The organism is Polaribacter sp. KT25b (genome assembly GCF_900105145.1).
In the GTDB taxonomy this organism is placed as follows: Bacteria; Bacteroidota; Bacteroidia; order Flavobacteriales; family Flavobacteriaceae; genus Polaribacter.
Genome location: NZ_LT629752.1, coordinates 2,116,352 through 2,143,063, shown reverse-complemented (window position 1 = coordinate 2,143,063; position 26,712 = coordinate 2,116,352). Strand labels below are relative to the sequence as shown.

Genomic DNA, 26,712 nt, shown 5'->3' with positions numbered 1-26,712 from the left:
ATTTGCACGTTCTTTGTAATGAATGGCAACATTTTTGATTAAAATTAACAAGGCTTTATAGCAACTTTAAATACAAATACCATCAAAAAAGTAGGAAAAAAAATAGTAAAATGGTTTGGGTACTTTGTGCTCTTTTTACTGTTGATAAGTATGTTGCTTTCTATACCTGCTTTGCAAACTAAATTAGGTAGTTATGTAACAAATACAATTAACGAAGATTTTGGTACGAACTTAAGTATTGAAAAAGTCGATTTTTCTCTTTTAGGAAGTGTAAAATTAAAAGGCGTTCAAATTAGAGATCATCATAAAGACACTTTAATTTTTGCTAAAAATGTAACTACATCAATTTTAAATGCTAAAAGAATTTTAGATAATGAGGTTAATTTAAAAAATGTTTCTTTAGATGGTGTAGATTTTATTATGAAAACCTACAAAGGAGAAGAAAGTGATAATATGTCTATTTTTATTGATGCTTTTGATAGCGGTAAACCATCAGATTCTCTAAATCCGTTTATTTTAAGAACATCTAATGTATATGTAAATGATTTAAATTTTACATTAATTAATGCCAATAATTTAGATTCTATAAGTTATGCCGTTAAAAATGTTGGTGGAAATCTACAAAAATTATCTATAGTTGGTCCAGATTTTTCATCAAATATTAGAGGTTTATATTTTGTTGATAAAAATGGTTTAGAAGTAAGTAATTTAACAACAGATTTTTCTTATTCTAGAACTGCAATGCATTTTAGAAAAACTACTTTAGAAACTAAAAATACAAGTATTAAAGCTGATATTGATTTTAATTACGATCGAAAAGATTTAGTAAACTTTAATGATAAGGTAAAAATTAAAGCAAAATTTAATGAAAGTAAAGTTGCAATTCAAGATGTTAAGAATTTTTATAATGAATTAAGCGGAAATGACATTCTAGATTTTAGTGGAAATTTTGATGGAACTATTAATATTTTTGACTTAAAAAATTTAAAACTTTACTCTAGAGAAGGTATAAAAGTTATAGGAGATTTAACTTTTGTAAATACTGTAAGTCAAGAAAGAGGTTTTGTTTTTGAAGGAAATTTAAAGAATTTAACAGCTACATATCAGGAGTTAAAAAATATTTTGCCAAACGTTTTAGGAAATAATTTACCTTCAGAATTTCATAAATTGGGCGAGTTTGCTTTAAAGGGGTATGTTAGGGTAACTCCAGATCAAATACAGGCAGAAATTGACGTTAATTCTCAAATAGGTTCTGCAATTTCCGATTTGCAAATTACCAATATTGATAATATAGATTATGCTGGTTATGAGGGGGTAATTCAGTTAAATGAATTTAATATTGGTACTTTTTTTAATGATCCTTTATTTGGTACAGTTTCTTTAAAAGGTAAAGTAAAAGGTAGTGGCTTTAAGTTAGATAATATTAATACTGCTTTTAATGGTTCTGTTTCTAAAATTGAATTTAAGGGATATCCGTATAAAAATATAGTAGCCAATGGGCAATATCAAAATAATAAATTTGATGGTGATATTACGATATCTGATGAAAATTTTAAAATGAATTTTAATGGTTTGGCAGATTTGTCATCCGAAGTTAGAAAGTTTGATTTTAAGACAAATATTGCCTATTTAAATTTAAAAAAAACCAACCTATTTGTAAGAGATAGTATCGCTTTATTAAAAGGAATTATAGAGCTTGATATTGAAGGAAATACTTTTGATGATATTGTTGGAGAAGCAATTTTTAAAGATGTTTTTTATACCAATCAAAAACAAGAATTTCGTTTCGAAGAGTTTAAAGTTTTATCTTCTGTAAAAGATAGTATTAAAAGAATTGATGTAGAATCTAAAGATATTGCAAATGGTTATTTAACAGGTAAATTTATTTTTTCTGAAGTTTCTAAAGTTGCCCAAAATGCGTTGGGTAGTATTTACACCAATTACAAACCTTATAAAGTAACGCCTAATCAGTTTTTAGATTTCAATTTTACTGTTTATAATCAAATTGTAAATGTGTTCTTTCCAGAAATTTCTATTGATGATAATACCAAAATTAAAGGGAAAATAGAGTCTACTAAAAATTTATTAAAACTTACGCTTTCATCACTAAGAATTGATGCGTATGGTAACGAATTAAAAGATATTTTATTGCGTACAGATAACCAAAATCCGTTATACAATTCTCATATTACAGCATCCGAAGTTAATACTAAATATTACAATATTTCCAAGTTAAACTTATTGAATTTAACTCAAAATGATACACTTTTTTTTAAATCAGAATTTAATGGAGGTGTTAATAAAAATGAAAATTTTAATTTAGATTTTTACTATACTATAAATGAAGCATCAAAATCTGTACTTGGTTTCGAAAAATCAACTTTTGTTTTTAAAGATACAGCTTGGGATATTAACCCTAATGAAACCAATACAGATAAAATTACCTTCGATTTAAAAAATGATGAATTTAATTTTAGTCAGTTTGAATTGGTTTCTGGATCTCAAAAAATTAACTTTAATGGAAATTTAAGTGGAGATTCTGAAAAAGTTTTATTAGCTGATTTTACAAAAGTTAAATTACAAAGTTTTATGCCAGAAATAGATAGTTTATCTCTAAAAGGTAGAGTTTCTGGTAATTTAGATTTTGTGCAAAAAGGGAATGTATATAGCCCAGAAGCCGTACTTGTTATTAAAGATTTTCAAGTTAATAAGTTTAAACAAGGAGATTTAGCCATAAATATTAAAGGAGATAATTCTTACAAAAAATACAATGTAGATTTATCAATTGATAATGAAAAAGTAAAAAGTATTGCAGCAATTGGTTCTGTAGATTTTTCTAATTTAAGACCAATTATAGATCTAGAGGTCTTTTTAGAAGATTATGTTTTAGATGCTTTTAGTCCTTTAGGGCAAGATGTAATATCATCTTTAAGAGGTAGTATTTCTGGTAATTTTTATTTATCTGGCTTTTTAGGAAATCCAGATATGGACGGAACTTTATACCTTAAAAATGCAGGTTTAAGAATTCCTTATTTAAATGTTGATTATGATTTTGAAGGTGAATCAACCATTTCATTATTGCAACAATCATTTATTTTGGATGATATTAAGTTGTTAGATACAAAATATAAAACCAGAGGAAAATTATTAGGTAATATTTCTCATCAAAATTTTGATAAATGGTTTTTAGATTTAGAAATAGATACCAGAAATTTGGTAGTTTTAGACACTAAAAATACAGAAGAAGCTGTTTATTATGGAACTGCTTTTATGGATGGAAATGCAATTATTTATGGTTTAACAGATCAACTTACAATTGAAGTAAATGCAAAAACGAAAGCAGGAACTAAATTTGTTGTTCCGTTAAAAGACATTGTAACAGTAGATAATTTTAAGTTAATTCATTTTAAATCTGATGAAACAAAGTTAGAAGATAGGCAAAGAAAATTAGCGCAAGAAGCTATTAAAGGATTGTCTTTAAATATCGATATTGAAGTTACAAAAGATGCCGAAGCACAAGTTGTTATTGATGAAACTTCTGGAAGTCAATTAACAGGAAGAGGTGCTGGAAATCTTCAAATTAGAATTAATACTCGAGGTAAATTTGATATGTTTGGAGATTATACTATTGATAATGGTGTGTATGATTTTAAATACGGAGGTTTTATTAGTAAGCCTTTTTTAATTCAAAAAGGAGGTACAGTTTCTTGGAGCGGAAGCCCTTATGATGCAAATTTAGATGTTACTGCTATTTATAAAGCAAAAGCAAATCCTGCAGTTTTATTAGAAAATTTTAGTTCTAGTAGAAAAGAAGAAATAGATTTAGTAACTAGAATTACAGGAGGATTATTTAGTTCTAAGCAAGAATTAGACATTCAATTAACAAATGTAGATCCAACAATTGCAAGTGAGTTAGAGTTTGTTTTAAACGATAATAATATTAATGAAAAAACAACACAATTTATCTCTTTATTAGCATTTGGTACATTTAGAAACCCTGATAAAGCAAATTTTGATGTAAATAACACACTTACAAATACAGCTACAAGTGCAATTTCGGCAGCTTTTTCTAGTTTATTAAACAGTCCCGATAGTAAGTTTCAATTAGGTGTAGATTATCAACAAGGAGATAGTGGTAATGATATAGAAGCGTTAAATATAGATAATCAAGTAGATTTATCTGTAAGTACACAAGTAAGTGATAGGGTAATTATTAACGGTAAAGTTGGTGTTCCTGTTGGTACACAATCAGAATCTAGTGTTATTGGCGAAGTAAAAGTAGAAATTTTATTAAATAAACAAGGTAATTTAAGAGGTACTATTTTTAATCGTCAAAACGAAATTCAATATTCTACAGAAGAAGAAGGCTATACACAAGGAGTAGGATTGTCGTATCAAGTAAATTTTAATACATTGTCAAATTTATTTTCAAGATCACGTTTAAATAAAAAATTAAAAAAAGAAAGTAAAAAGATAATAAAAAAAGATACTTTAAAAATAAAAAAGACTGAATTTATTAACTTTGAAGGGAATTAATGAATTGAAATTTAGATATTATTTTTTAAAATTTAAAGAAGTGAAAAACCGAAAACGTTTTCAAGAAAAAGAGTTAATTTTCCTTTTAAAAATAAGGGTTTTACTCTAAAACGATTTCGTAATTATTTTATTTTAAACCATTAAAAAGCAGTAAATTTGTATCATTAAAATATGGAAAAAATCAAAAAAATAGGAGTAATGACTTCGGGAGGAGATTCTCCAGGAATGAACGCCGCAATTAGGGCTGTAGTAAGAACTTGTGCTTTTAACAAAATTGAATGTGCAGGTATTTATAGAGGTTATGAAGGTATGATCGAAGGTGATTTTATTGAACTAGATGCGCGTAGTGTAAAAGGAATTATTAATAAAGGTGGAACTTTTTTAAAGTCTGCAAGGTCTAAGGGTTTTAGAACTAAAGAAGGAAGACAAACTGCATACGATCAATTAAAAAAAGCAAACATAGATGCTTTAGTAGTTATTGGTGGAGATGGTAGTTTTACAGGAGCTTTACTTTTTAATCAAGAATTTGGTTTCCCTGTTATGGGAATTCCAGGAACTATAGATAATGATATCGCTGGTACATCTCATACTTTAGGTTATGATACAGCTTTAAATAACGCAGTAGAAGTAATTGATAAAATTAGAGATACTGCATCATCACACAATAGATTGTTTTTTATTGAAGTAATGGGTAGAGATGTTGGTCATATTGCTTTAAACGTTGGTATTGGTGCAGGAGCAGAAGAAATTTTAATTCCTGAAGAAGATTTAGGTTTAGAGCGTTTGTTAGAGTCTCTAAATAGAAGTAAGCAAACGGGTAAATCTTCTAGTATCGTAATTGTTGCTGAAGGAGATAAAACAGGTAAAAATGTCTTTGAATTAAAAGACTACGTAAATGAGCATTTACCAGAATATGATGTTCGAGTTTCTGTTCTTGGTCACATGCAAAGAGGTGGTTCACCTTCTTGTTTTGATAGAGTTTTAGCAAGTAGAATGGGTGTGAAAGCAGTAGAAAGTTTATTAAAAGGAAAATCTAATTTAATGGTAGGTTTAATAAGCGATAGAATTACTGTAACGCCTTTAGAAAGAGCTATAAAAGGACAATCAAAAATCAATAAAGAATTAATAAGAGTTTCAGACATAATGTCTATATAATAAAAAAAATTAAATTAAATTAAGATGATAAAAATAGGAATTAACGGATTTGGTAGAATTGGAAGATTAGCATTCAGATCTACAGTAAATAGAAAAGATGTACAAGTAGTAGGAATTAATGATTTATTAGATGTAGATTATTTAGCTTACATGTTAAAATATGATTCTGTTCACGGAGCATTTGATGGTACTGTTGATGTAAAAGATGGTAAATTAGTTGTAAACGGAAACGAAATTAGAATTACAGCAGAAAGAAACCCAGCAGATTTAAAATGGGATGAAATTGGAGCTGAATATGTAATTGAATCTACAGGATTTTTCTTAACAGAAGAAACTGCAGGAAAACACTTAGAAGCAGGAGCTAAAAAAGTAGTATTATCTGCACCTTCTAAAGATCATACACCAATGTTTGTAATGGGTGTTAACAATACAGAATTAAAAGCAGATCAAAAGATTTTTTCTAATGCATCTTGTACTACTAACTGTTTATCTCCTATTGCAAAAGTATTAAACGATAACTGGGGAATCTCAGAAGGTTTAATGACAACTGTACACGCTGCAACTGCAACTCAAAAAACTGTTGATGGTCCTTCTATGAAAGACTGGAGAGGTGGACGTTCTGCAATTGGTAACGTAATTCCTTCTTCTACAGGTGCTGCAAAAGCAGTAGGAAAAGTAATTCCTGCATTAAACGGTAAATTAACTGGTATGGCTTTTAGAGTTCCTACTATGGATGTTTCTGTTGTAGATTTAACTGTTAAGTTAGAAAAACCAGCTACATACGCAGAAATTTGTGCTGCAATGAAAGCTGCATCAGAAAGCGATACAATGAAAGGTGTTTTAGGATATACTGAAGATATGGTAGTTTCTCAAGACTTTGTTGGTGATACTCGTACTTCTATCTTTGATGCTAAAGCTGGTATCGCATTAAACGATAACTTTGTAAAAGTTGTTTCTTGGTATGATAACGAAATGGGTTATTCAACTAAAATTGTTGACTTAATCGAATATGCTGCTTCTTTATAGTACGTATTTTTTTATATAAATATAAACCTGAAAGTTTAATTACTTTCAGGTTTTTTTAGTTATTTTTATAAAAATTAAATTTAGATTATGGAAATAGCTATAATTGCACATGATGGAATGAAAGCAGAAATGGTTCAGTTTTTAAATGAAAATAAAGAAGCTTTACTTCAAAAAAAGATAACACTAGTTTCTACAGGAACTACAGGTTCAAAAGCAGAAAAAGCAGGTTTTAAAGTAACTAAATTTTTATCTGGTCCAATTGGTGGTGATGCGCAAATTGCGGCTAGAGTTGCAGAAGGTAAATGTAATATGGTTTTATTTTTTAGAGATCCTCATGCTAAACATCCTCACGAACCAGATATTATTATGTTGCTTAGAATTTGTGATGTACACAATGTTCCTTTAGCAACTAATCCTGCAACTGCAAATTTATTGATAAAAGCTATTTAACAGCAATCATACTAATTTCTACATTCACAAATTTTGGAAGATTTGCAACTTCTACAGTTTCTCTTGCAGGTGCAGTTTCTTCATTAAAGTAACTACCGTACACTTTATTTATTTCAGTAAACTGATTCATATTAGAAATAAAAATAGATGTTTTTATAACATTTTCGAAAGTCATGTCTGCAGCAGCTAAAACTTCTTTCATGTTATTCATTACTTGCGTAGTTTCTGCTTGAATAGATTCTAAAACAAGTTCACCAGTTTCTGGATTAATCGCAATTTGACCAGAAGTATATAAAGTATTTCCGCTTAAAATTGCTTGATTATAGGGACCAATAGGAGCAGGTGCTTTCGTAGTTGTTATTATTTTTTTCATTATTATTTAAGTTTCAAAGTTTTAAAAATTAAATTATTTTCATTTTTGCTAACAGCTAAAAAAGAGTTCTATCTGGTGGCTTATTTTTATCCCATTTTAAATCTGATAAAGTTGAAGATTTTACACCAATAAAGAAAGTGTAAGATGAAACAGAACCAAAAGGAACCCAGTTAAAATTAAATTGCCAGCTATCTAAATCTCTAGTGAAATTAAATCTTGAAAATGAAAATGCTCCATTTTTTACATCATAACCAGAAGAATAACCAACTTTCCATTTTGGAGATAATTCTAAATTTCCGCTAAAACCTAAAGTATGTATTCCAATACTTCCTGGATCAACTCCATTATTTGAGTAATTGGCAGAATAAACTAAATTAATTGACCAAGGAATGGTTGATTGATATAATTCGGTTTTTGAAGTTTTATTTTGCTGACTATTTTCTCTTCTCCCTTGCGGATTTGTTGGATCAATATTTGCACCCATTGTATCTGTTGGGTTATTTGCTCCATTTCCGTTTTTATTGTCATTTGGATTGTCTTTTTCGTTTTTACTAAGATCTTTACTAGAAATAGAGTAGTTTGCTGTTAGGTTTGCATTTGTTAACCTAAAAATATTAGGATTAAATTTATCTATTCTTACACCATCATCATTAACTTGATAAGGATCTAAAGAACCATTAAAATTCAAAGCTAATTTATCTTTAAATAAACGTGTTCCGGCAGAAAAACTTACTGTAGACCAACGTAAACTATCCGCAGCAATATTATAAGATGAACTAAAATTTAAATTATTTAAGAGCGTAATTTTTTCATCTTCTTCATCACTATCAGGGTCTTTAGGCGCAACTTTAGCCTCCAAAACATTATTTAAGGAAATACCAATAGAATTACTTAATCCAGATGAAGGAGCACCATAAATACCTTGATCAAAAACCGTATATTCTAATAAATCTGTTGCAAGTGCACTTTGCTGAACTTCTTTAATATATTTATCTTTAAAATCTGGTCTGTAAGAATAAGATATCGAAGGTCTAAATGTATGTCTTATTGCCTTTAATCTTCCTTTTGTAAAATTAAAAGTTCCATAAATATTGGTAGATAAACTTACTCCCATATTATACTCTCTATAGGTTTTAAAACCTCTTAAAGTATCTGTTACAACAACATTATCGGTAACATCATATTCTTTATTTATATAATCAAACTGCCAAGTTTCTTCATAATTTGCACTTGGTGATAATGTAAAGTATTTAAATGCTTTAATGTTTGTATTTGTGCTTGTTTTATGCTGCATTCCCGCTCGGGCAGTTTCAAACATTTTACTCGTAAAAAACTCATCATCTGTAGTATTAATTAAATATTGACCTAACATATTGTAATTAAAACCTAATTTTTGAATTGGTGTCTTTTTAATTCCATCTTTACCTGCAAACGGATACAGTCTGTTCATATTTAATGACACAGAAGGTAAAGTCATTGTAATACTTTCTGTATTTGTGTTTTGTTGATGAGAAGCTGTAATGGCCATGTTAAATGGTGTGTCAACAAAAGTTTTACTGTAATTTATAGAAGAATTAAACGTGTTATTTTGTGATTGTGAAACATTATATTGATTTAAAGATTCTTTAAAGAAACTACTACTACCTAAGTTTACAGAGGCTGTAAATCTTGAATTAGGACTTGCTTTTGCATCTTGATTATGAGACCATCTAATATTAAAATTATTAGCCTTACTGTAATCATCAAAACCTCTAATTCCGGTTATAATATTTTCATAATTAAAACTAAAAGTCCCATTAAATCTGTAACGTTTTTTATAGTTTGATGTAACTCTAGCACCCCAAGTTCCGTTAGAATATACATCACCTAAAACAGTTAAATCTGCATAATCGCTCATGGCAAAATAATATCCACCATTTTGAAAACCAATTCCTCTATCACTACTTCCTGTATCAAAAGAAGGAATTAAAAAACCAGAAACACTAGTTTCTGTCATAGGGAAATAAGCAAAAGGTAAAAACAAAGGTGTTGGTACATCTGCTAAAACCAAGTTACTTACACCAACAATAATTTTTTTACCAGGAACTAATTTTGCTTTATCAGTAGCAATATAATAATCTGGTACTTTTTTATCCGAAGTAGTAAAACGTATATTTCTAATGTAAACTGTTGAGTCATTTACACGTTTTGTTTTTTCACCATAAGTAAACATTTCTCCTTGTTTGGTTTTTAAACCATAAATAAGTGCACGCTTAGTTTTAAAATTATAAATCATAGAATCTTGTTCTGATTCTTCATTACCTTGTTTAAAAACTGGCCTTTGAACATAGCCTGTGCTATCTTTAATTCCTTTCGCAAAAAGCGTGTTTTTTTTGTAATCGATAACTATAATTCCGGCTTTTAAATCAATATCAGTATAAGTTATATTTGCCTCATTATATAATGTTACCGTTTTTTCTTTTGCATTTTGAATTGTATAATCTTTTGCAATATGAGTTATCATATCTTCTATAGTTTCTTTAGGTTTTAAAGAATCCATAGAAATAGTATCTATATTTTTTAAAAGTAAGCTATCTTTTTTTACATTAAATAAAGAATCTTTCTTCTTAAATATTGATGTATCCTTTTTTATTAAAGGAACTTCTGTTTTTTTGGATGTCTTAATATCTTGCGCAAAGCTTATCTTTATAAAAAAGAAGCTGCAAAATAAAAGAATGTATGATAGGTTTGTTTGCAATGCTATAAATAGTATTTTTGTATGGAGGTAAAAGTATGGCTCAATATTTGGAACACCAAATTAAAGTTGCCAAAATTAGTTAAATTTTATTGATGATTATTCTACAAATGCACAAATTTAATATCCTATTGAAAAAGCTATTTTATGTTATATTTTTTATAACATTTTTGAGCACTTCATCAACGATAGTTTTTGCTCAAAAAAACTATACAATCGTTTTAGATGCTGGACATGGAGGTAAAGATCCCGGAAATTTAGGACGAAAAGGTAGTGGTTATAAAGAGAAAAATATAGCTTTAAATGTAGCTTTACTCGTTGGTAAAGAACTGCAAAAACAAAAAGATATAAAAGTTATTTTTACCAGAAATAAAGATGTTTTTATAGATCTTTGGAAAAGAGGAGACATTGCAAACACTGCAAAAGCAGATTTATTTGTGTCAATTCATTGCGATTCTCATACATCTAATGCTTATGGAGCAGGAACTTTTGTTTTGGGTTTAAGAGGAAATAAAAAAAACTTAGAAATAGCAAAAAGAGAAAATGCAGTTATTCTTTTAGAAGATAATTATAAAGAAAAATATGCAGGTTTTGATCCAAACTCAGCAGAATCTGTAATTGGTTTATCACTTTTACAAGAAGAAAACTTAGATAAGAGTTTAGAAATAGCAAGTATAATTCAAAAAAACTTTACTAGTAAATTAAAAAGATTAGATAGAAAAGTAAAACAAGATAATTTTCAGGTTTTAAGAGAAACGATTATGCCAAGTGTTTTAGTTGAGTTAGGTTTTTTAACAAATAAAAAAGAAGGTAGATTTTTAAATTCTAGTTCAGGTCAAAAACAAATGGCAAAGTCTATTGCAGAGGCTATAGAAAGTTATGTAGATCATTTAAAACTAAACACGGTTACAGCATCTGTAAATGAAATTAAAACTGATGTTACATCTAAAAATGATATCGAATTTAAAGTTCAAATTGCATCTGGTAGAAATTTAATTTCTACAAAATCTTACAATTTTAAAGGATTAAGAGAAGTGCAAAGGGTAGAAGTTGGTAATTATTATAAATATTATTACGGTATTACATCTCAATATAAAGAAGTTTTAAAGTCTTTAAAGACTGCAAAACAAAAAGGTTATACTTCTGCATTTGTCGTTGCCTTTAAAAATGGAGAAAAAATCTCAGTTAAAGAAGCTAATAAAATGGAGTAGTTTTGATAGCTTCAACCAAAAATTATCAGTAATTTTGTTGTTAAATTTCTATTTATGTCTAAAGAATTAAAAACAGGTATTGTTCTAATTATAGTTATAATCGCATTTATTTGGGGCTATAATTTTTTGAAAGGACAAGACCTTTTTCAACCTAATAATAGATATTATAAGGTAGAGTATAATAATATTGGCGGTTTAACAAAGGCCAGTTTAGTTACCTTAAACGGATTAAAAGTTGGTAAAGTTGATGAAATTAATTTGAATGAAAGTCCAGAGAAAAGAGGACATTTAATCGTTCAATTTTCTATGCATAATGATTTTAAGTTCTCTAAAAATAGCGTTGTAAAAATCTATTCTCCAAACCCTTTATCTGGTTCTAATTTGGCAATAATACCAAGTTATACTGGTGAAGACGCAGTTTCTGGAGATTTTTTAAAAGGAGAAATAGAATCTAGTTTATTTACGTCAATTGGTGAGAGGTTAGATCCAATTCAATCAAAATTAGAAAAAGTAATTGTAAGTGCAGACACACTTTTTCATAGAGTAAATAATGTTTTAGATAAAAAAACGTCAGAAAGTCTTAGAAATTCTGTGCAAGAATTAGAACTTACTATTGTAGATTTTAGAACAACATTAGGTTCTGTAAATTCTCTAATGAATGAAAGTTCTGCAGATTTTAAAGAAACTTTAAAAAATACAAAATCAATTACAGCAAACTTATCTAAAGTAACAGACACTTTAGCCAATTCTAATATTGGAGAAATAATGAAGAAAGCAGAAATGACTTTAAGTTCTGTAAATTCTTTGTTAGATGGTATGGATAAAGGAAAAGGTACTTTTGGAAAATTAGTAAATGATGAAACTTTATATAATAATTTAGCAACAATGTCTAAAGAATTAGAAGAATTGTTGAAAGAAATGAAGTTGAACCCTAAAAGATTTGTACACTTTTCTTTATTCGGGAAAAAAGCAAAACCTTATAACGAAGAAAATAATAAAGTTAACAAAACAACTCAATAAAAGTTGTTTTAAAATACAATTTAGATATTATGGAATACTTACCAAACCTGTTTTTTGCACTGGCATTAATTGCCGGAATTGGTTTTTTTGTGATAAACATTCGCAAATTATCTAGAAATATCAATTTAGGAAAAGATATAGATAGATCAGATAAAAAACCAGAACGGTTAAAGAATATGATGAAGATTGCTCTTGGGCAATCTAAAATGGTAAGAAGACCACTTTCTGGATTTTTACATATTATAGTTTATGTAGGTTTTATTATCATAAATATAGAAGTTTTAGAAATTATTATTGATGGTTTATTCGGTACTCATAGAATTTTTCAAGGAGTTTTAGGAGATAGTTTCTACGGATTTTTAATTGGCTTTTTCGAGGTTTTAGCAGCCTTAGTCTTTATAGCTGTTGTTATTTTTTGGTTACGAAGAAATGTAGCACAAATCAAGCGTTTTTTAAGTAAAGAAATGAAAGGTTGGCCTAAAAAAGATGGAAATTATATTCTGTATTTCGAAATGGTTTTAATGTCTTTATTTTTGGTGATGAATGCTACAGATTCAGCATTTCAAACAGCAGGAATTGGAAATACAATCAGTCAATTTATTGCACCTTTTTTTGATGGATTTTCTCCAGATGCACTTCATACAATAGAAAGAACTTGTTGGTGGATTCATATTTTAGGAATCTTAGTTTTCTTAAACTATTTATATTATTCAAAACATTTACATATTTTATTAGCATTTCCTAATACTTATTTTGCAAATTTAAATCCGAAGGGGCAATTTACAAATTTAGAATCTGTTACTAACGAAGTTAAATTAATGATGGATCCAGATGCAGATCCTTATGCAACACCAGAAGAAGGAACAGAAGAAGCAGTGCCAGAAAAATTTGGTGCAAGTGATGTTACCGATTTAAATTGGGTTCAATTATTAAACGCATACACATGTACAGAATGTGGTAGATGTACATCTGCTTGTCCTGCAAATCTTACAGGAAAAGAATTATCACCAAGAAAAATCATGATGGATACTCGTGATCGTTTAGAAGAAGTTGGTAGAAATATGGATGCTAACAAAGGTGTTTTTGTTGATGACGGAAAGCAATTATTAAACGATTATATTTCTCCAGAAGAACTTTGGGCGTGTACAAGTTGTAATGCTTGTGTAGAAGAATGTCCTGTAAATATTGATCCTTTATCTATAATTATAGATATGAGAAGATATTTAGTGATGGAAGAAAGTGCAGCTCCACAAGAATTAAATATGATGATGACAAATATCGAAAACAATGGCGCTCCTTGGCAATACAATCAACAAGATAGGTTGAATTGGGCAAATGAAGAGTAAAATTAGGTTATAGTTTTCAGGAGCAGTTGTCAGTTATGTTTTAGAAAAAGTAGCTAAATATTGTCACTTCGAGTGAATTTTTGAGGAACGAGTAAATTTGTATCGAGAAGTTTTAACAATTAAACGTTTCAACGAATAAACAATTTTTTAATTAACAATTATCAATTACGAGTTAATTTAATTCATAATTTATAATTCAAAATTTGTAATTTATGATAGTACCAACAATGGCAGACATGATGGCGCAAGGAAAACAACCAGAAGTGTTGTTTTGGGTTGGCGCAGCAGGAAGTTATGACGATAGAGCAAAAAAAATATCAAGAGCATTTGTTAAAATATTACATCAAGCAAATGTAGATTTTGCAGTTTTAGGAACAGAAGAATCATCTACAGGCGATGCTGCAAAAAGAGCTGGAAATGAGTTTTTATTTCAGATGCAAGCAATGATGAATATTGAAGTTTTGAATGGTTATGAAGTAAAGAAAATTGTTACTTGCGATCCTCATTCTTTTAATACTTTAAAAAATGAATATCCAGGTTTAGGAGGTAAATATGAAGTATTTCATCACACACAATTTATTCAAAATTTAATATCAGAAGGTCGTTTAAAAATTGATGACACTACTTTAAAAGGTAAAAGAGTTACATTTCATGATCCTTGTTATTTAGGAAGAGGAAATGATGTGTATGAATCTCCAAGAGATTTAATTAAAAGGTTAGGTGTAAATTTATCAGAAATGAAACGCCATAAATCTACCGCTTTATGTTGTGGAGCAGGAGGTGCACAAATGTTTAAAGATGCAGAAAAAGGGGATAAAGAAATTAATGTTTTAAGAACAGAAGATGCTTTAGAAACTAAACCTCAAATTATTGCTACAGGTTGTCCTTATTGCAATACAATGATGACAGACGGAATTAAATTTAAAGAAAAAGAAACTGAAGTTGTTGTAAAAGATATAGCAGAATTAATTGCAGAAGCTAATAATTTATAAGTTATGAAATATTTTTATACTTTTATTTTTGGATTTCTTTTTTTAATTTCTTGCGGAAAAAATGAAATTAAAAAAGAAACATTTAAAACCGAAGATCCTATTGTTTTAGATACTATTAAAGAAACTGTACTTGAGGTTGAAGAGATTAAAAAGGTTCCTGAGATTTATTTTACTGTTCAAATAGCTGCATTAAAAAATAATGATATTGTTTTAAAAAATATAGAGAATATTCAAACTTTTGAAGAAGATAATTTAACAAAATATAGATTAGGGCAATTTGAAACTTACGAAGAAGCAAGGAATTTTAGAGCATCAATTTTAAATAGATATGATGATGCTTTTGTACAAGCTTTAAAAAATGGTGTTCCAATAAGTATTAAAGAAGCATTAAAATAATTAATCTTACATGTTTGAAAACGAAACAGTTTCTAACTATCCAAGTATTTCAGAAATAATTTTTAAATCAATTGATTTAAAATATTTAAAAGTTATTTTATTAAATGTGTTGTTGCTTTTTACGGCCATTTTAATAGGGTTATTTTCTGCGGATTATTTTAATCTTTTTGAAGAAATTAATAGTTATGTTTATCTTTTTTATATCGCTTTTGTTGTTGTTTTTATTCTTGTAAATCTATTTATGTTTGTAGGATTCAAAAAAAGAAAATATGCAGTTAGAGAAAAAGATATTTCTTATAAGAGTGGCATTTTCTTACGGAAATTAACAACGGTTCCGTTTTCTAGAATTCAACACATAGAAGTTGATGAAGGTCTGTTTTCTAGATTTTTTAAATTAGCTTCTTTAAGTGTTTTTACAGCAGGAGACAGTAGTGACGACTTGGTAATTAAAGGAATTAGCAAACAAACAGCATTAGAAATTAAGGAATTTATCAGCACAAAAATTAATGAATAATTCTTTTGATTTTTCTAACTTTTCAAGACAATCTTCGAAAGGGATTTTAGTTATATATCTCAACTTAATTTACAAAGTTATTAGAGTAACTTGGATTTTATTATTTTTTGTTGTCAAAGATTTTAATAAGATATCTAGCATTAAACTTACCTATATTTATTTAAGTATTGCAGGAGTTTTAATTTTTTTACTGATAAGAGCTTATTTAATTTATAAAAATTTTCAATTTAAAACAGAAAATGATCATTTTATATTAAAACAAGGAATTTTAAAAAAAACAAATACTTCCATTCCTTTTTATAGAATTCAAAATATCAATTTTAAACAGAATATTATTCAACAAATTATTGGTGTATTTGAAGTAAGTATAGAAACTGCAGGTTCTAAAGATACCGAAATTGCTATTAAAGCGCTGCCATTATCAAAAGCAGAAGCTTTAAAAGAAATTGTTTCAAAGAGTTCTAATTTTGATACAAAAACAAGTATTGATACTGATAAAAAGCCACTTGTAAAAATTGGAATAAAAGAACTTTTTAAAGTAAGTCTTACAGAAAACCATCTTCAAAATTTAATGCTGTTTTTAGCGCTTATTATTGGTTTTTTTCAGCAAATAGAGCAAGTTGTTGATAGTCTAGGAAGAACAGAAGCGTTAGATGGTTTTATTTCAGAAAGTACAGATGCGCTTTCTACAAGTTTTTTTCTGATAACTATTTTGTTGTTTTTATTAACTGTAATAGCTTTGATGAGTTCTTTTGTTAAAATATTTTTGGTACATTTTAATTTAACGGCTTATTTAAAAGAAGATGCTTTTGAAATTAATCAAGGTTTGTTTACAAAAAAATCAATTGTATTAAAAAAACAAAAAGTTCAAAATATTACAATTTCTACAAATCCTTTAAAACGATTAATAGGCATTTCTTTTATCACTTTTAAACAAGCGGTAAGTGGAGAATTAAATAAGAAAAAAGAGAAATTAATTAGAATTGTAGGTTGCAAAAAAGAGCAAATTGAAATTATAAAAACAAGTTTATTTGATGTAACTGAACTTGAAAATGGAGAAAAAAAATATCCAGATAAATATTATAAACGTAGAATATTCTTATTTACTTTTCTGTTTGCAATCATTTTATATGTTGGTTTATATCTAGTTTTTTTGAAAGTAGAAATTTTATATTCAGCAATTTTAGTATTTCCTTTACTTACATTTTTGGTACTCAAAAAAGTAAAGAAACGTTTTTATAAAATTACAGATTCGATGTTATTAGTTGGTAGCGGATTATTAGAAACACACTTAACATATTTAGAAATTTTTAAGGTTCAGAATATAAAAATGAAACAAAATATTTTTCAAAAAAGAAGCAACGTTGCAGATATTATGCTGCAAACCGCTTCTGGAAAAATTAATATTCCGTGTATTCGTTTCGAGGATGCAATTAAAATTTATAATCATACTTTATATAAAGTAGAAACTAGCAAGACTTCATGGATGTAAAAAGTTTTATAAAAGCAGCACGTTTACGAACATTGCCTTTATCAATATCAGGAATTATTGTTGGAAGTTATTTAGGTAATAATGATTTACTACTAACTGAAATTTTTGTAAGACCTCCAATTTGGTTTACTCCAATTTTCTGGCTAGCAATTCTAACCACAATTGGTTTTCAAGTATTATCTAATTTTGCAAACGATTATGGAGACGGAATAAAAGGTTCTGATAAAAATAGAACAGGAGAAGCAAGAATGGTTTCATCAGGTGCAATTACACCAAAACAAATGAAATCTGCAATGATAATTACTACAATTATCACTTTAATTATTGCTTTACTATTGATTTATGTTGCTTTTGGGAGTGACAATTTTGGGTATTCTATCTTGTTTTTAGGATTAGGAATCGCCTCAATTGCAGCTGCAATTAAATATACAGTTGGTAATTCAGCTTATGGTTACAGTGGTTTTGGCGATGTTTTTGTTTTTATTTTCTTCGGATTATTAAGTGTTGTAGGAAGTTATTTTTTGTACACAAAAAACATCAATTTTAAAATATTTTTACCTGCAATTTCTATCGGATTGTTAAGTACAGCGGTTTTAAATTTAAATAATTTAAGAGATCAACTAGAAGATAAAAAGAATAATAAGAATACTTTAGTTGTTAAATTAGGAAATGAAAAAGCGAAAAAATATCATTATTTTTTAATTTTTACTGCATTAATTACTGCATTAGTTTATGTCTTTTTAGATTTTGAATCGGTATATCAACTTATTTTTTTAGTAGCTTTTATTCCGTTAATTAAAAATGTAAAAACAGTAGCTCAAAATAATATTCCTGCTGAATTGGATAGTGAACTTAAAAAAGTAGCATTAAGTACTTTTTTGTTCGCAATTCTTTTTGGAATAGGACAAATTTTTTAAATATCATTTATGAAAACAATAAAAATAATTTTAGGAATCATCACAACTATTGTTGTTATTTTCTTAGCAACTGGTTTATTAGTTAAGGAAACCAATTATTCAACTCAGGTTAGTATAAATAAACCTGTAGAAGAAGTTTTTGAAGCTTTTAGTACATCAGAAAATATTAAAAATTGGATTCCAGAAATAAAATCTTTTGAGGTGATTAACGAAAATATTGGAAAAACTGGAAGCAGTTATAAGATCATTATTGAAAATCAAGGTCAAGAAATTGTAATGACGCAAAAAGTAATTGCCTATGTTAAAAATGAAAAAGTAACCTTGTTTTTCGATGCTGAAAATATGTTAAAACGAGACGATTATATTTTTGAAGAAAAAAACGGAATTACAACAATTACATCAAACTCTAGTTGCCAAAGTGAATCGTATTTAATGGCTTGTATGTTTCCTTATTTTAAAGGAACTTTTAAAGAACAAGACCAAACATATTTAAATAATTTTAAAGCATTTGTAGAAAAATAATAACTCCTGATTTTGATAAAAGCAACCTACAAAAAATACATTCTTAATTTTAAAAATCCAAGTGGAACTTCTCGTGGAATTTTAAAAACAAAAGAAACGTGGTTTATTATTTTAGAAAAAAATGGTAAAAAAGGAATTGGAGAAACGGGTTTGTTTAGAGGGTTAAGTATTGATGATGTTTCAAATTATGAAGAAAAACTAATTTGGGTTTGTGCTAATATAAATCTTGGTTTAGAAAAATTAGTATCAGTAGTTGTAGAATTTCCTTCAATTCAATTCGGATTAGAACAAGCTTTTTTATCACTAAAAAGTAAATCTGAATTTGAGTTATTTCCATCAAAATTTACAAAAGGAAAAGAAGCTATTGCTATAAATGGTTTAATTTGGATGGGAGCGCAGCAATTCATGAAAAATCAAATCAAAGAAAAACTAAAAATGGGTTTTTCTTGTATCAAAATGAAAATTGGAGCCATTGATTTTGATGCAGAAATTGAGTTGTTAAAATCCATCAGAAAAGAATTTTCATCCAAAGAAATTGAATTAAGAGTTGATGCAAATGGCGCTTTTAATCCAAAAAATGCTTTAGAAAAATTACAGCGATTATCAGCATTAGAAATTCATTCAATAGAACAACCTATCAAACAAGGTCAAGTGCAAGAAATGGCAGAATTATGTGCAAAAACACCTTTGCCAATTGCGTTGGATGAAGAATTAATTGGTGTTTTTACATCCGAAGAAAAACAGGAATTATTAGCAACCATAAAACCACAATTTATTATTTTAAAACCAAGTTTGATTGGCGGTTTTGGTGGTAGTAAAGAATGGATTAATTTTGCAGCACAAAATAAGTGCGATTGGTGGATAACTTCTGCGTTAGAAAGTAATATTGGGCTAAATGCAATTGCACAATTCACCTATACTTTACAAAGTAATTTGCCTCAAGGTTTAGGAACTGGAGGTTTGTTTACAAACAATTTTGAAAGTCCTTTAGAGGTTAAAAACGGAACATTAACATACAATCCAACATTAAATTGGAATTTTAATTTAACTTAATTCTGAGTTCAAAATCAGATTCACAGAAAATAAAAATGAATTATATACAACAAGCTTTTAAAGGAAATAACGAATGGTATCATTGGGTACTTACTATTATTTTAGTTTTTATAGGATGGCAAGTTTTAGGCGCAATTCCGTTAACACTTGTAGCTTATTTTCATTCTGCAGATTTGGCAGAATTTGCTGCTGCTGGCGCAGATAATTTTATGACTTTGGACATTAACAAAAATTTATTTTTGTTTTTAATGCTTTTTATGTTTGCAGTTGGTCTTGTTTTTTTAATTATTGGCGTTAAATATATTCATAAAAGAACAATAACATCTTTAGTTACAAGTAGAAAAAAAATTGATTGGAAACGTTTTTGGTTTGCCTTTTTAATTTGGGGAACATTGGTAGTTGTTTTTACCATTTTAGGTATTTTATTAACTCCAGAACATTACACTTTTAACTTTAATGCAAAACCATTTTTCATTTTAGTCGCAATTTCAGTTGTATTTATTCCCTTACAAACAAGTTTAGAAGAGTTGCTATTTAGAGGATATTTTATGCAAGGATTGGGCGTTTTAGCAAAAAACAGGTGGGTTCCTTTATTAATAACTTCTGTTTGTTTTGGTTTGTTACATGGCGCAAATCCTGAGGTTCAAAAATTAGGAATGATTACAATGGTATTTTATATTGGAACTGGTTTTTTCTATGGAATTACTACTTTAATGGACGAAGGAACAGAATTAGCTTTAGGTTTGCATGCAGTAAATAATATGCTTGCAGCTTTTTTAGTAACAACAGATTGGATGGTTTTTCAAACTGATGCGCTTTTTATAGATTCGTCAGAACCTTCTGTAACTTGGGAGATGTTTATCCCCGTTTTTGTTTTATATCCTTTAATTTTATGGCTGTTTTCTAAAAAATATGGTTGGAATAATTGGTTAGAAAAATTGACAGGGAAAATTGTAAAACCAGTAAATTTAAAAGAAAACTATAGAGTTTTAGATGAACTTGGAACAGAATAAATTTCATAAAGATTTTAAATTAAATGGATTTTCATTTACTTCTGTAGATGAAATTTTAATGTATACAAAATCTTTTTCTGATGAAATTTATTCATTTTTAGAAAGTTGGTTTTCTGTAGATGATAGAATTACAGTGCAAACTTCTGGCTCTACAGGAAGACCAAAACCTATTTTATTAAAAAAAGAATTTGTTATAAATTCTGCAATTGCAACAGGTAACTATTTTGATTTACAAAAGAATACAACTGCTTTATTATGTTTGCCTACAGCTTATATTGCTGGTAAATTAATGTTGATTAGAGCTATTACTCTGGGCTGGCATTTAGATGTTGTAGCACCTAATTCTTATCCTTTAGAAAAGGTTGATAAAGAATATGACTTTTCTGCAATGGTGCCTTTGCAATTAGAAAATTCAATTGCTAAAATTTCTAAAATAAAGAAATTAATTGTTGGTGGCGGGGTTGTTTCTAAAGAATTAGAGCGTAAGATTCAAAATGTTTCTACAGCAGTTTTTGCAACTTACGGAATGACAGAAACGATTACACATATTGCTGTTAAAAAATTGAATAACATTGATTTAATTCCTGATTTTTATCAAACGTTACCAAATGTTACAATTTATAAAGATGAAAGAAATTGTTTGGTAATTGATGCTCCAAAAGTTTCTGAAGAACTCATTTTTACAAATGATGTTGTGCAATTAATTTCTGATACTCAGTTTGAATGGTTAGGTCGTTTTGATAATGTTATAAATTCTGGCGGAATTAAATTACATCCAGAGAAAATAGAGGAGAAGCTATCAGAAATAATTATAAACCGTTTTTTTGTAACAGGAATTGCTGATGAAAAATTAGGAGAAAAATTGGTTTTGATTGTTGAGTTAGAAAATTCTAAAATTTTTAATTATCAAAGTTTTTTATCAGAAGAAATAAAAAAAACAGCATCACTTTCAAAATTTGAAATTCCGAAAGAAATTTATTTTATTGCTAATTTTTTAGAAACTGAAACAAAAAAAATCCAACGTAAAAAAACATTGGATTTAATCGCAGGGCGATAAATAAGGATTTAATTCGGCTAAGCTTCTTTTAAATGCAAAATATTTATTTCAGAAATATACCTGGTGCCCTTGTGGCGATGCTTTTTTTAATTAAAATAATAAGATTTAAAGTTTTATTTAAACATTAATTCTAAAGTTAATTCATCTATAAAACCATCGGCTAAAAGATTATTTTTTTCTTCAAAATTTTTAATAGCTTCTAAGGTTTCTGTTCTATAAACACCATCTATTTTAATATTGCTGCCAAGATCATTTAATCGTTTTTGAACTTCAAAAATAATAGCGTTTTTTTCGCCTTTATATAAATTTACTTTTGGATCAAATAAGTTTTTTATAATTTTAAAATTCACTTCTTTTTTATAAGAAGCTAAATCAATTCCGTTTTCTTCAATAAATTTTATTTCATTATTAGAAAGCCCTTTTTCTTTTAATTGTAAAGAATTTTCAAGAATCATTTCGTAATAATTAACTTTTGCTAATTTTTTTGCATAAGTATTTACTGCATTTTTAGTTGCATCATCATCATCTTCTGGCGTTCTAACATCAATATTATTTGCAGACCATTGCAACATTGTAAAGCTATCTAAATTTTCTACAGCTTCATAATATCTTAAAACAAGATCTTGATTATGATAAGAAATATCAAGTTTTTTATCGGTTTTGTAATTAATTTGAGGAGAATTATATCTTTTGTATTGATTATATTTTCCATAACCAATTAAGCCAGCTATAATTATAAGAATAAAAATTATAAGTTGTTTCATATTAAGTTGGGGTTCATTGTTTAAACAAATGTAGTAAAAGTTTACAAACTGATGTTTAATAACGGTAACTAACTAAATAATAAACTTCTATTAATTAACTAGAAACCTTGTGCAATTTTTTCTAGTTCTTTATCGTCTAAAATGGTAATATCTTTACCAACAAAACCAATAATTTTTTTCTTTTTTAATTCTGATAATAGACGAATTGCAGATTCGGTTGCAGTACCAATTATATTTGCAATATCTTCTCTAGAAAGTTGAATATTTATTGCGCCTTTACTATTGGTACTAAATTTTTTTTGCAAAAGTAAAAGCGTATCTGCTAAACGTTGTTTTACACTTTTTTGAGCCATTCCTACCACTAAATTATCGGCATTTTTTAAAGAATTTGCCATTGTTTTTAAAAGGTCTAGCGTAAAATTAGGATTATTTTCAAGATCTCTAATAATTTCTTCTTTAGGTATAAAACAAACAGACATATCGCTTAGCGCAATTGCTGTTAAATTAGATGTTTGATCAGAAATTAAACTTCTTTCACCAAGTATATTTCCTTTTTGTATTAAATTTATAATTTGATTTCTGCCGTTATCACTCATTTTAGAAACTTTACAGACACCATCTTTTATACAAAAAATACCGTTTAAATGATCGCCTTCCTTAAAAATAACGTCACCTTTTTTTATATTTTTAGAACTTTTACAAGCAGTAATTCTAATTAATTCGTCTTTGGTTAGTTCTTTTAAAGAATTAAATTTGCGTACAATACATTGTTCACATTTACTCATTATTTGAAAGTGTTTTACAAGACAAATATATTGAAAAAACTGATAAATATCATATTTTAAAATCGATTCTTATTGGAAATTTGTATAGGCAAAAGAGTAAATATGAAAACTACACATTGTTATCATTGTGGGGATTCTTGTGATGATACCATTATTAAAGTAGGAGATAAATCTTTCTGCTGCAATGGCTGTAAAACAGTTTATGAAATTTTCTCTGAAAATGATTTAACTTGTTATTATGATTTTCAGGATAATCCAGGTGCAATTCCAACAGAAATTATTGGTAAGTATGATTTTCTTGATAACAAAGAAATTATAGAAAAACTGTTAGATTTTAATGACGGAAATACTCAAATAGCGACCTTTTATATTCCTCATATTCATTGTAGTTCTTGTATTTGGGTTTTAGAAAATCTACATAAATTAAACGCCAAAATTAATACATCGCAAGTAGATTTTCCTAATAAAAAAGTTCGAATTACATTTAATGCAGAAACGATTTCACTTAAAGAAATTGTACTGTTGTTAAGTTCAATAGGTTACGAACCTTATATTAGTTTAGAAGATTATGAAACGGGTAAAAAGAAGGTAGATAGAAGTTTAATTTATAAACTTGGTATTGCCGGTTTTGCCTTTGGTAATGTAATGTTTTTGTCGTTTCCAGAATATTTTGAAGTATCAGAATTTTGGTTAGAACAATATAAATTTATCTTTAGATGGTTAATGTTTTTCTTCTCATTGCCTGTTGTTTTTTACGCAGGAAATGATTATTTTATTTCGGCTTATAAAGGTTTACGTTCTAGAATTTTAAATATTGATGTGCCAATTGCACTCGGTATTTCTGTGCTTTTTATAAGAAGTACAGTTGAGATTATTTTTGATTTAGGAACCGGTTTTTTTGATAGTTTAACAGGTTTGGTTTTTTTCTTACTTTTAGGAAGATTTTTTCAGCAAAAAACATACAATTTTTTGTCTTTTGAACGAGATTATAAATCGTATTTTCCAATTGCTGTAACTCGAATTACTTCTAATCAGAAAGAAGAAAATATACAAATTTATGATGTTGAAAAAGGAGATAGATTATTAATAAGAAATCAAGAATTAATACCTGTTGATGGAATTCTTATTAACGGAAACGCACAAATAGATTACAGTTTTGTTACTGGTGAAGCTGTGCCAGTTGCTAAAAAATCTGGCGATAAATTATTTGCAGGAGGAAAACAACTTTCTGGAGTAATAGAAATGGAAGTTTTAGCCTCTGTTTCTCAAAGTTATTTAACCCAACTTTGGAGTAATGATGTTTTTGCAAAAGACAAATCATCATCTTTTAAAACATTAACAGATAAAATTAGTAAAAACTTTACCATATTTGTGTTGTCTGTAGCTTTTTTATCAACCGCATATTGGTTATATTTCGATTCATCAAAAGCATTAAATGTTTTTACAGCGGTATTAATAATTGCTTGTCCTTGTGCAATTGCATTAGCAGCTCCTTTTGCTTTAGGAAATCTGTTAAGAATTTTTGGTAAGAAAAAATTCTATTTAAAAAATGCAACAGTTATAGAGCAATTAGCGAGCATAAATTCAATTATTTTTGATAAAACTGGTACGTTAACAACTAATAAAGAAAACACAGTTTCTTATGTTGGTAAAACTTTAAATAAACAAGAAAAAAGGATTTTAAAAAGTTCTTTAAGAGCATCAAATCATCCTTTAAGTAGAAGTTTATATAACACATTTCCAGAATTAGAAACGTTAACAGTTTCTAATTATAACGAAATTATTGGAAAAGGAATTGAGGTAGATTATAAAGGCGAAAAATTAAAATTAGGTTCTGCTACATTTGTTAAAAAAGATGAAGATATATTTTCTTTTGATACTTCTGTGCATGTAAGCTTTAATGATGATTATAAAGGTAAATTTATCTTTAAAAATTCTTACAGAAAAGGAGTGAGTTCGCTTTTTAATTCGTTAAAAAACGAGTATGATTTGGCAATAGTTTCTGGAGATAACGAAGGAGAAAAAGAATTTTTACAAGAAAACTTACCAAAAGAAACTAAATTAATTTTTAATCAAAAGCCAGAAGATAAATTAGAAGTTGTAGCTAGTTTTCAGAAAGAAAATAAAAAAGTTGCCATGATTGGCGATGGTTTAAATGATGCTGGAGCGCTGGCAAAAAGTGATGTTGGTATTTCCTTATCAGAAGATATTAATGTGTTTTCTCCTGCATGTGATGCTATTTTAGATGCTTCTCAATTTAATAAAATTGATGATTTTTTAAAAGCATCAAAAAAAGGAATTAAAGTAATAAAGCAAAGTTTTTTACTTTCGCTTTGTTATAATATAATTGGTTTGTATTTTGCAGTAAAAGGAGATTTAATGCCAGTAATTGCAGCAATATTAATGCCTTTAAGTTCAATAAGTATTGTGATTTTTACAACAATTTTAACCAATTTAATCGGAAAAAAAATAAAATAATTATGAGTGTACACATCGGAGCAAAAAAAGGAGAAATAGCAGAAACGGTTTTATTACCTGGAGATCCTATGAGAGCAAAATGGATTGCTGATACTTTTCTAAAAGATATTTTTCAATATAATGATGTACGCGGAATGTATGGTTTTACTGGTACTTATAAAGGTAAAAGAATTTCTGTACAAGGAACTGGAATGGGAATTCCGTCTACGCTAATTTATGCTCATGAGCTTATAAATGATTACGGCGTAAAAAACTTAATAAGAGTTGGCTCTGCAGGTTCTTATCAAAAAGAAGTTAAAATTAGAGATATTGTTTTAGCAATGGCAGCTTCAACAAATTCTGGATTAAATACCATTCGTTTTAATGGAGCAGATTATGCGCCAACTGCTAGTTTTAAATTATTTCAAAAAGCAATTGAAGTAGCAAAAGAAAAAAATATTGAGGTAAAAGCTGGAGGTATTTTAAGTTCTGATGAGTTTTATGCAGATGATTTTGACAGTTACAAAAAATGGGCAGATTATGGAGTTTTATGTGTAGAAATGGAAACTTCTGGTTTATATACTGTTGCCGCTAAACACAATGTAAACGCATTGTCGATTTTAACAATTTCTGATAGTTTGGTTACCAAAGAAAGAACCACATCCGAAGAAAGAGAACAAACATTTAAAGAAATGATAGAAATTGCTTTAGAATTGAGTTAGTTTGATAAAAAATAACTACAAATTCACGAATTAGAGTTTTTAAATTGTAAGGGGTATTTAACTAATAAAATATTTCCTTAAAATTTGTGTAATTCTTTTTTAAGTATAAGTTTTATTATTTGTGAATTCTTGGCAAGGTTCAAGTTTAGTTTTCAATAATAAAATACAATTGTAACA

22 protein-coding genes are annotated in these 26,712 nt (G+C 27.9%); 18 read left to right on the top strand and 4 right to left on the bottom strand.

The features are described 5' to 3' along the window. Nucleotides 1-150: 150 nt before the first annotated feature. The 4 genes from BLT70_RS09275 to BLT70_RS09260 all read left to right on the top strand — a co-directional run bounded on the left by BLT70_RS09275 (nt 151) and on the right by BLT70_RS09260 (nt 7,167). A complete protein-coding gene (locus tag BLT70_RS09275; RefSeq protein ID WP_091893788.1) occupies nt 151-4,536 on the top strand; it encodes a translocation/assembly module TamB domain-containing protein in 4,386 nt (1,461 codons plus the stop codon). 171 nt (nt 4,537-4,707) lie between these two features. Then, the gene (gene pfkA / locus BLT70_RS09270) at nt 4,708-5,691 is read left to right on the top strand and encodes a 6-phosphofructokinase (protein ID WP_091893787.1); all 984 of its coding nucleotides are present in this window, start codon (nt 4,708-4,710) and stop codon (nt 5,689-5,691) included. A gap of 24 nt (nt 5,692-5,715) precedes the next feature. Beyond that, a complete protein-coding gene (gene gap, locus BLT70_RS09265; RefSeq protein ID WP_091893786.1) occupies nt 5,716-6,717 on the top strand; it encodes a type I glyceraldehyde-3-phosphate dehydrogenase in 1,002 nt (333 codons plus the stop codon). 87 nt (nt 6,718-6,804) lie between these two features. Next, complete coding sequence (locus tag BLT70_RS09260) at nt 6,805-7,167, top strand: methylglyoxal synthase (RefSeq protein ID WP_091893784.1); 363 nt, start codon at nt 6,805-6,807, stop codon at nt 7,165-7,167. Here BLT70_RS09260 and BLT70_RS09255 read toward each other — a convergent pair. Continuing rightward, nucleotides 7,160-7,540, bottom strand: a complete 381-nt coding sequence (locus BLT70_RS09255) for a Rid family detoxifying hydrolase (RefSeq protein ID WP_091893782.1) — start codon at nt 7,538-7,540, stop codon at nt 7,160-7,162. The two genes, BLT70_RS09260 and BLT70_RS09255, sit on opposite strands and share 8 nt — an antisense overlap. 55 nt (nt 7,541-7,595) lie before the next feature. Further along, on the bottom strand, nt 7,596-10,277 hold the full coding sequence (locus tag BLT70_RS09250; protein WP_172824403.1) for a putative LPS assembly protein LptD: 2,682 nt from the start codon (nt 10,275-10,277) through the stop codon (nt 7,596-7,598). A 92-nt stretch (nt 10,278-10,369) separates the two neighbouring features. Between BLT70_RS09250 and BLT70_RS09245 the strand changes: the two genes are divergently transcribed. The 12 genes from BLT70_RS09245 to BLT70_RS09190 all read left to right on the top strand — a co-directional run bounded on the left by BLT70_RS09245 (nt 10,370) and on the right by BLT70_RS09190 (nt 21,807). Next, nucleotides 10,370-11,485: an N-acetylmuramoyl-L-alanine amidase gene (locus tag BLT70_RS09245; protein WP_091893780.1), complete on the top strand. Its 1,116-nt coding sequence runs from the start codon at nt 10,370-10,372 to the stop codon at nt 11,483-11,485. 54 nt (nt 11,486-11,539) lie between these two features. Continuing rightward, a complete protein-coding gene (locus BLT70_RS09240; RefSeq protein WP_091893778.1) occupies nt 11,540-12,505 on the top strand; it encodes an MlaD family protein in 966 nt (321 codons plus the stop codon). A 29-nt stretch (nt 12,506-12,534) separates the two neighbouring features. Next, the gene (locus BLT70_RS09235) at nt 12,535-13,851 is read left to right on the top strand and encodes a (Fe-S)-binding protein (protein WP_091893776.1); all 1,317 of its coding nucleotides are present in this window, start codon (nt 12,535-12,537) and stop codon (nt 13,849-13,851) included. Between the two features lie 212 nt (nt 13,852-14,063). Next, nucleotides 14,064-14,843 carry a (Fe-S)-binding protein gene (locus tag BLT70_RS09230; RefSeq protein ID WP_091893774.1) on the top strand — a complete coding sequence of 260 codons (780 nt, stop codon included), beginning with the start codon at nt 14,064-14,066 and terminating at the stop codon, nt 14,841-14,843. Between the two features lie 3 nt (nt 14,844-14,846). Then, nucleotides 14,847-15,239 carry an SPOR domain-containing protein gene (locus BLT70_RS09225; protein WP_091893772.1) on the top strand — a complete coding sequence of 131 codons (393 nt, stop codon included), beginning with the start codon at nt 14,847-14,849 and terminating at the stop codon, nt 15,237-15,239. 10 nt (nt 15,240-15,249) lie between these two features. Then, nucleotides 15,250-15,753 carry a PH domain-containing protein gene (locus BLT70_RS09220; protein WP_091893770.1) on the top strand — a complete coding sequence of 168 codons (504 nt, stop codon included), beginning with the start codon at nt 15,250-15,252 and terminating at the stop codon, nt 15,751-15,753. Next, on the top strand, nt 15,746-17,245 hold the full coding sequence (locus BLT70_RS09215) for a PH domain-containing protein (protein ID WP_091893768.1): 1,500 nt from the start codon (nt 15,746-15,748) through the stop codon (nt 17,243-17,245). The genes BLT70_RS09220 and BLT70_RS09215 overlap by 8 nt, the downstream gene beginning before the upstream one ends. Continuing rightward, a complete protein-coding gene (gene menA / locus BLT70_RS09210; RefSeq protein WP_091893767.1) occupies nt 17,236-18,162 on the top strand; it encodes a 1,4-dihydroxy-2-naphthoate octaprenyltransferase in 927 nt (308 codons plus the stop codon). Before BLT70_RS09215 ends, menA begins: the two co-directional genes overlap by 10 nt. A 9-nt stretch (nt 18,163-18,171) precedes the next feature. Further along, on the top strand, nt 18,172-18,684 hold the full coding sequence (locus tag BLT70_RS09205; RefSeq protein ID WP_091893765.1) for an SRPBCC family protein: 513 nt from the start codon (nt 18,172-18,174) through the stop codon (nt 18,682-18,684). A 12-nt stretch (nt 18,685-18,696) separates the two neighbouring features. Further along, on the top strand, nt 18,697-19,737 hold the full coding sequence (locus BLT70_RS09200) for an o-succinylbenzoate synthase (RefSeq protein WP_091893763.1): 1,041 nt from the start codon (nt 18,697-18,699) through the stop codon (nt 19,735-19,737). Between the two features lie 35 nt (nt 19,738-19,772). Then, nucleotides 19,773-20,750 carry a CPBP family intramembrane glutamic endopeptidase gene (locus BLT70_RS09195; RefSeq protein ID WP_091893761.1) on the top strand — a complete coding sequence of 326 codons (978 nt, stop codon included), beginning with the start codon at nt 19,773-19,775 and terminating at the stop codon, nt 20,748-20,750. Then, a complete protein-coding gene (locus BLT70_RS09190; protein WP_091893759.1) occupies nt 20,731-21,807 on the top strand; it encodes an AMP-binding protein in 1,077 nt (358 codons plus the stop codon). Before BLT70_RS09195 ends, BLT70_RS09190 begins: the two co-directional genes overlap by 20 nt. A 113-nt stretch (nt 21,808-21,920) precedes the next feature. Here BLT70_RS09190 and BLT70_RS09185 read toward each other — a convergent pair whose 3' ends face one another. Beyond that, nucleotides 21,921-22,571, bottom strand: a complete 651-nt coding sequence (locus BLT70_RS09185; protein WP_091893758.1) for a peptidoglycan-binding protein — start codon at nt 22,569-22,571, stop codon at nt 21,921-21,923. A 98-nt stretch (nt 22,572-22,669) separates the two neighbouring features. Then, nucleotides 22,670-23,356, bottom strand: coding sequence for a Crp/Fnr family transcriptional regulator (locus tag BLT70_RS09180; protein WP_091893756.1), 687 nt, complete (start codon nt 23,354-23,356; stop codon nt 22,670-22,672). 102 nt (nt 23,357-23,458) lie between these two features. On the opposite strand from BLT70_RS09180, the gene BLT70_RS09175 reads away from it, so the two are divergent. Beyond that, entirely contained in the window at nt 23,459-25,834 is a 2,376-nt protein-coding gene (locus BLT70_RS09175; protein WP_091893754.1) for a heavy metal translocating P-type ATPase metal-binding domain-containing protein, read from the top strand. Nucleotides 25,835-25,836: 2 nt separating this feature from the next. Then, entirely contained in the window at nt 25,837-26,535 is a 699-nt protein-coding gene (gene deoD / locus BLT70_RS09170; RefSeq protein WP_091893752.1) for a purine-nucleoside phosphorylase, read from the top strand. Nucleotides 26,536-26,712 lie beyond the last annotated feature (177 nt).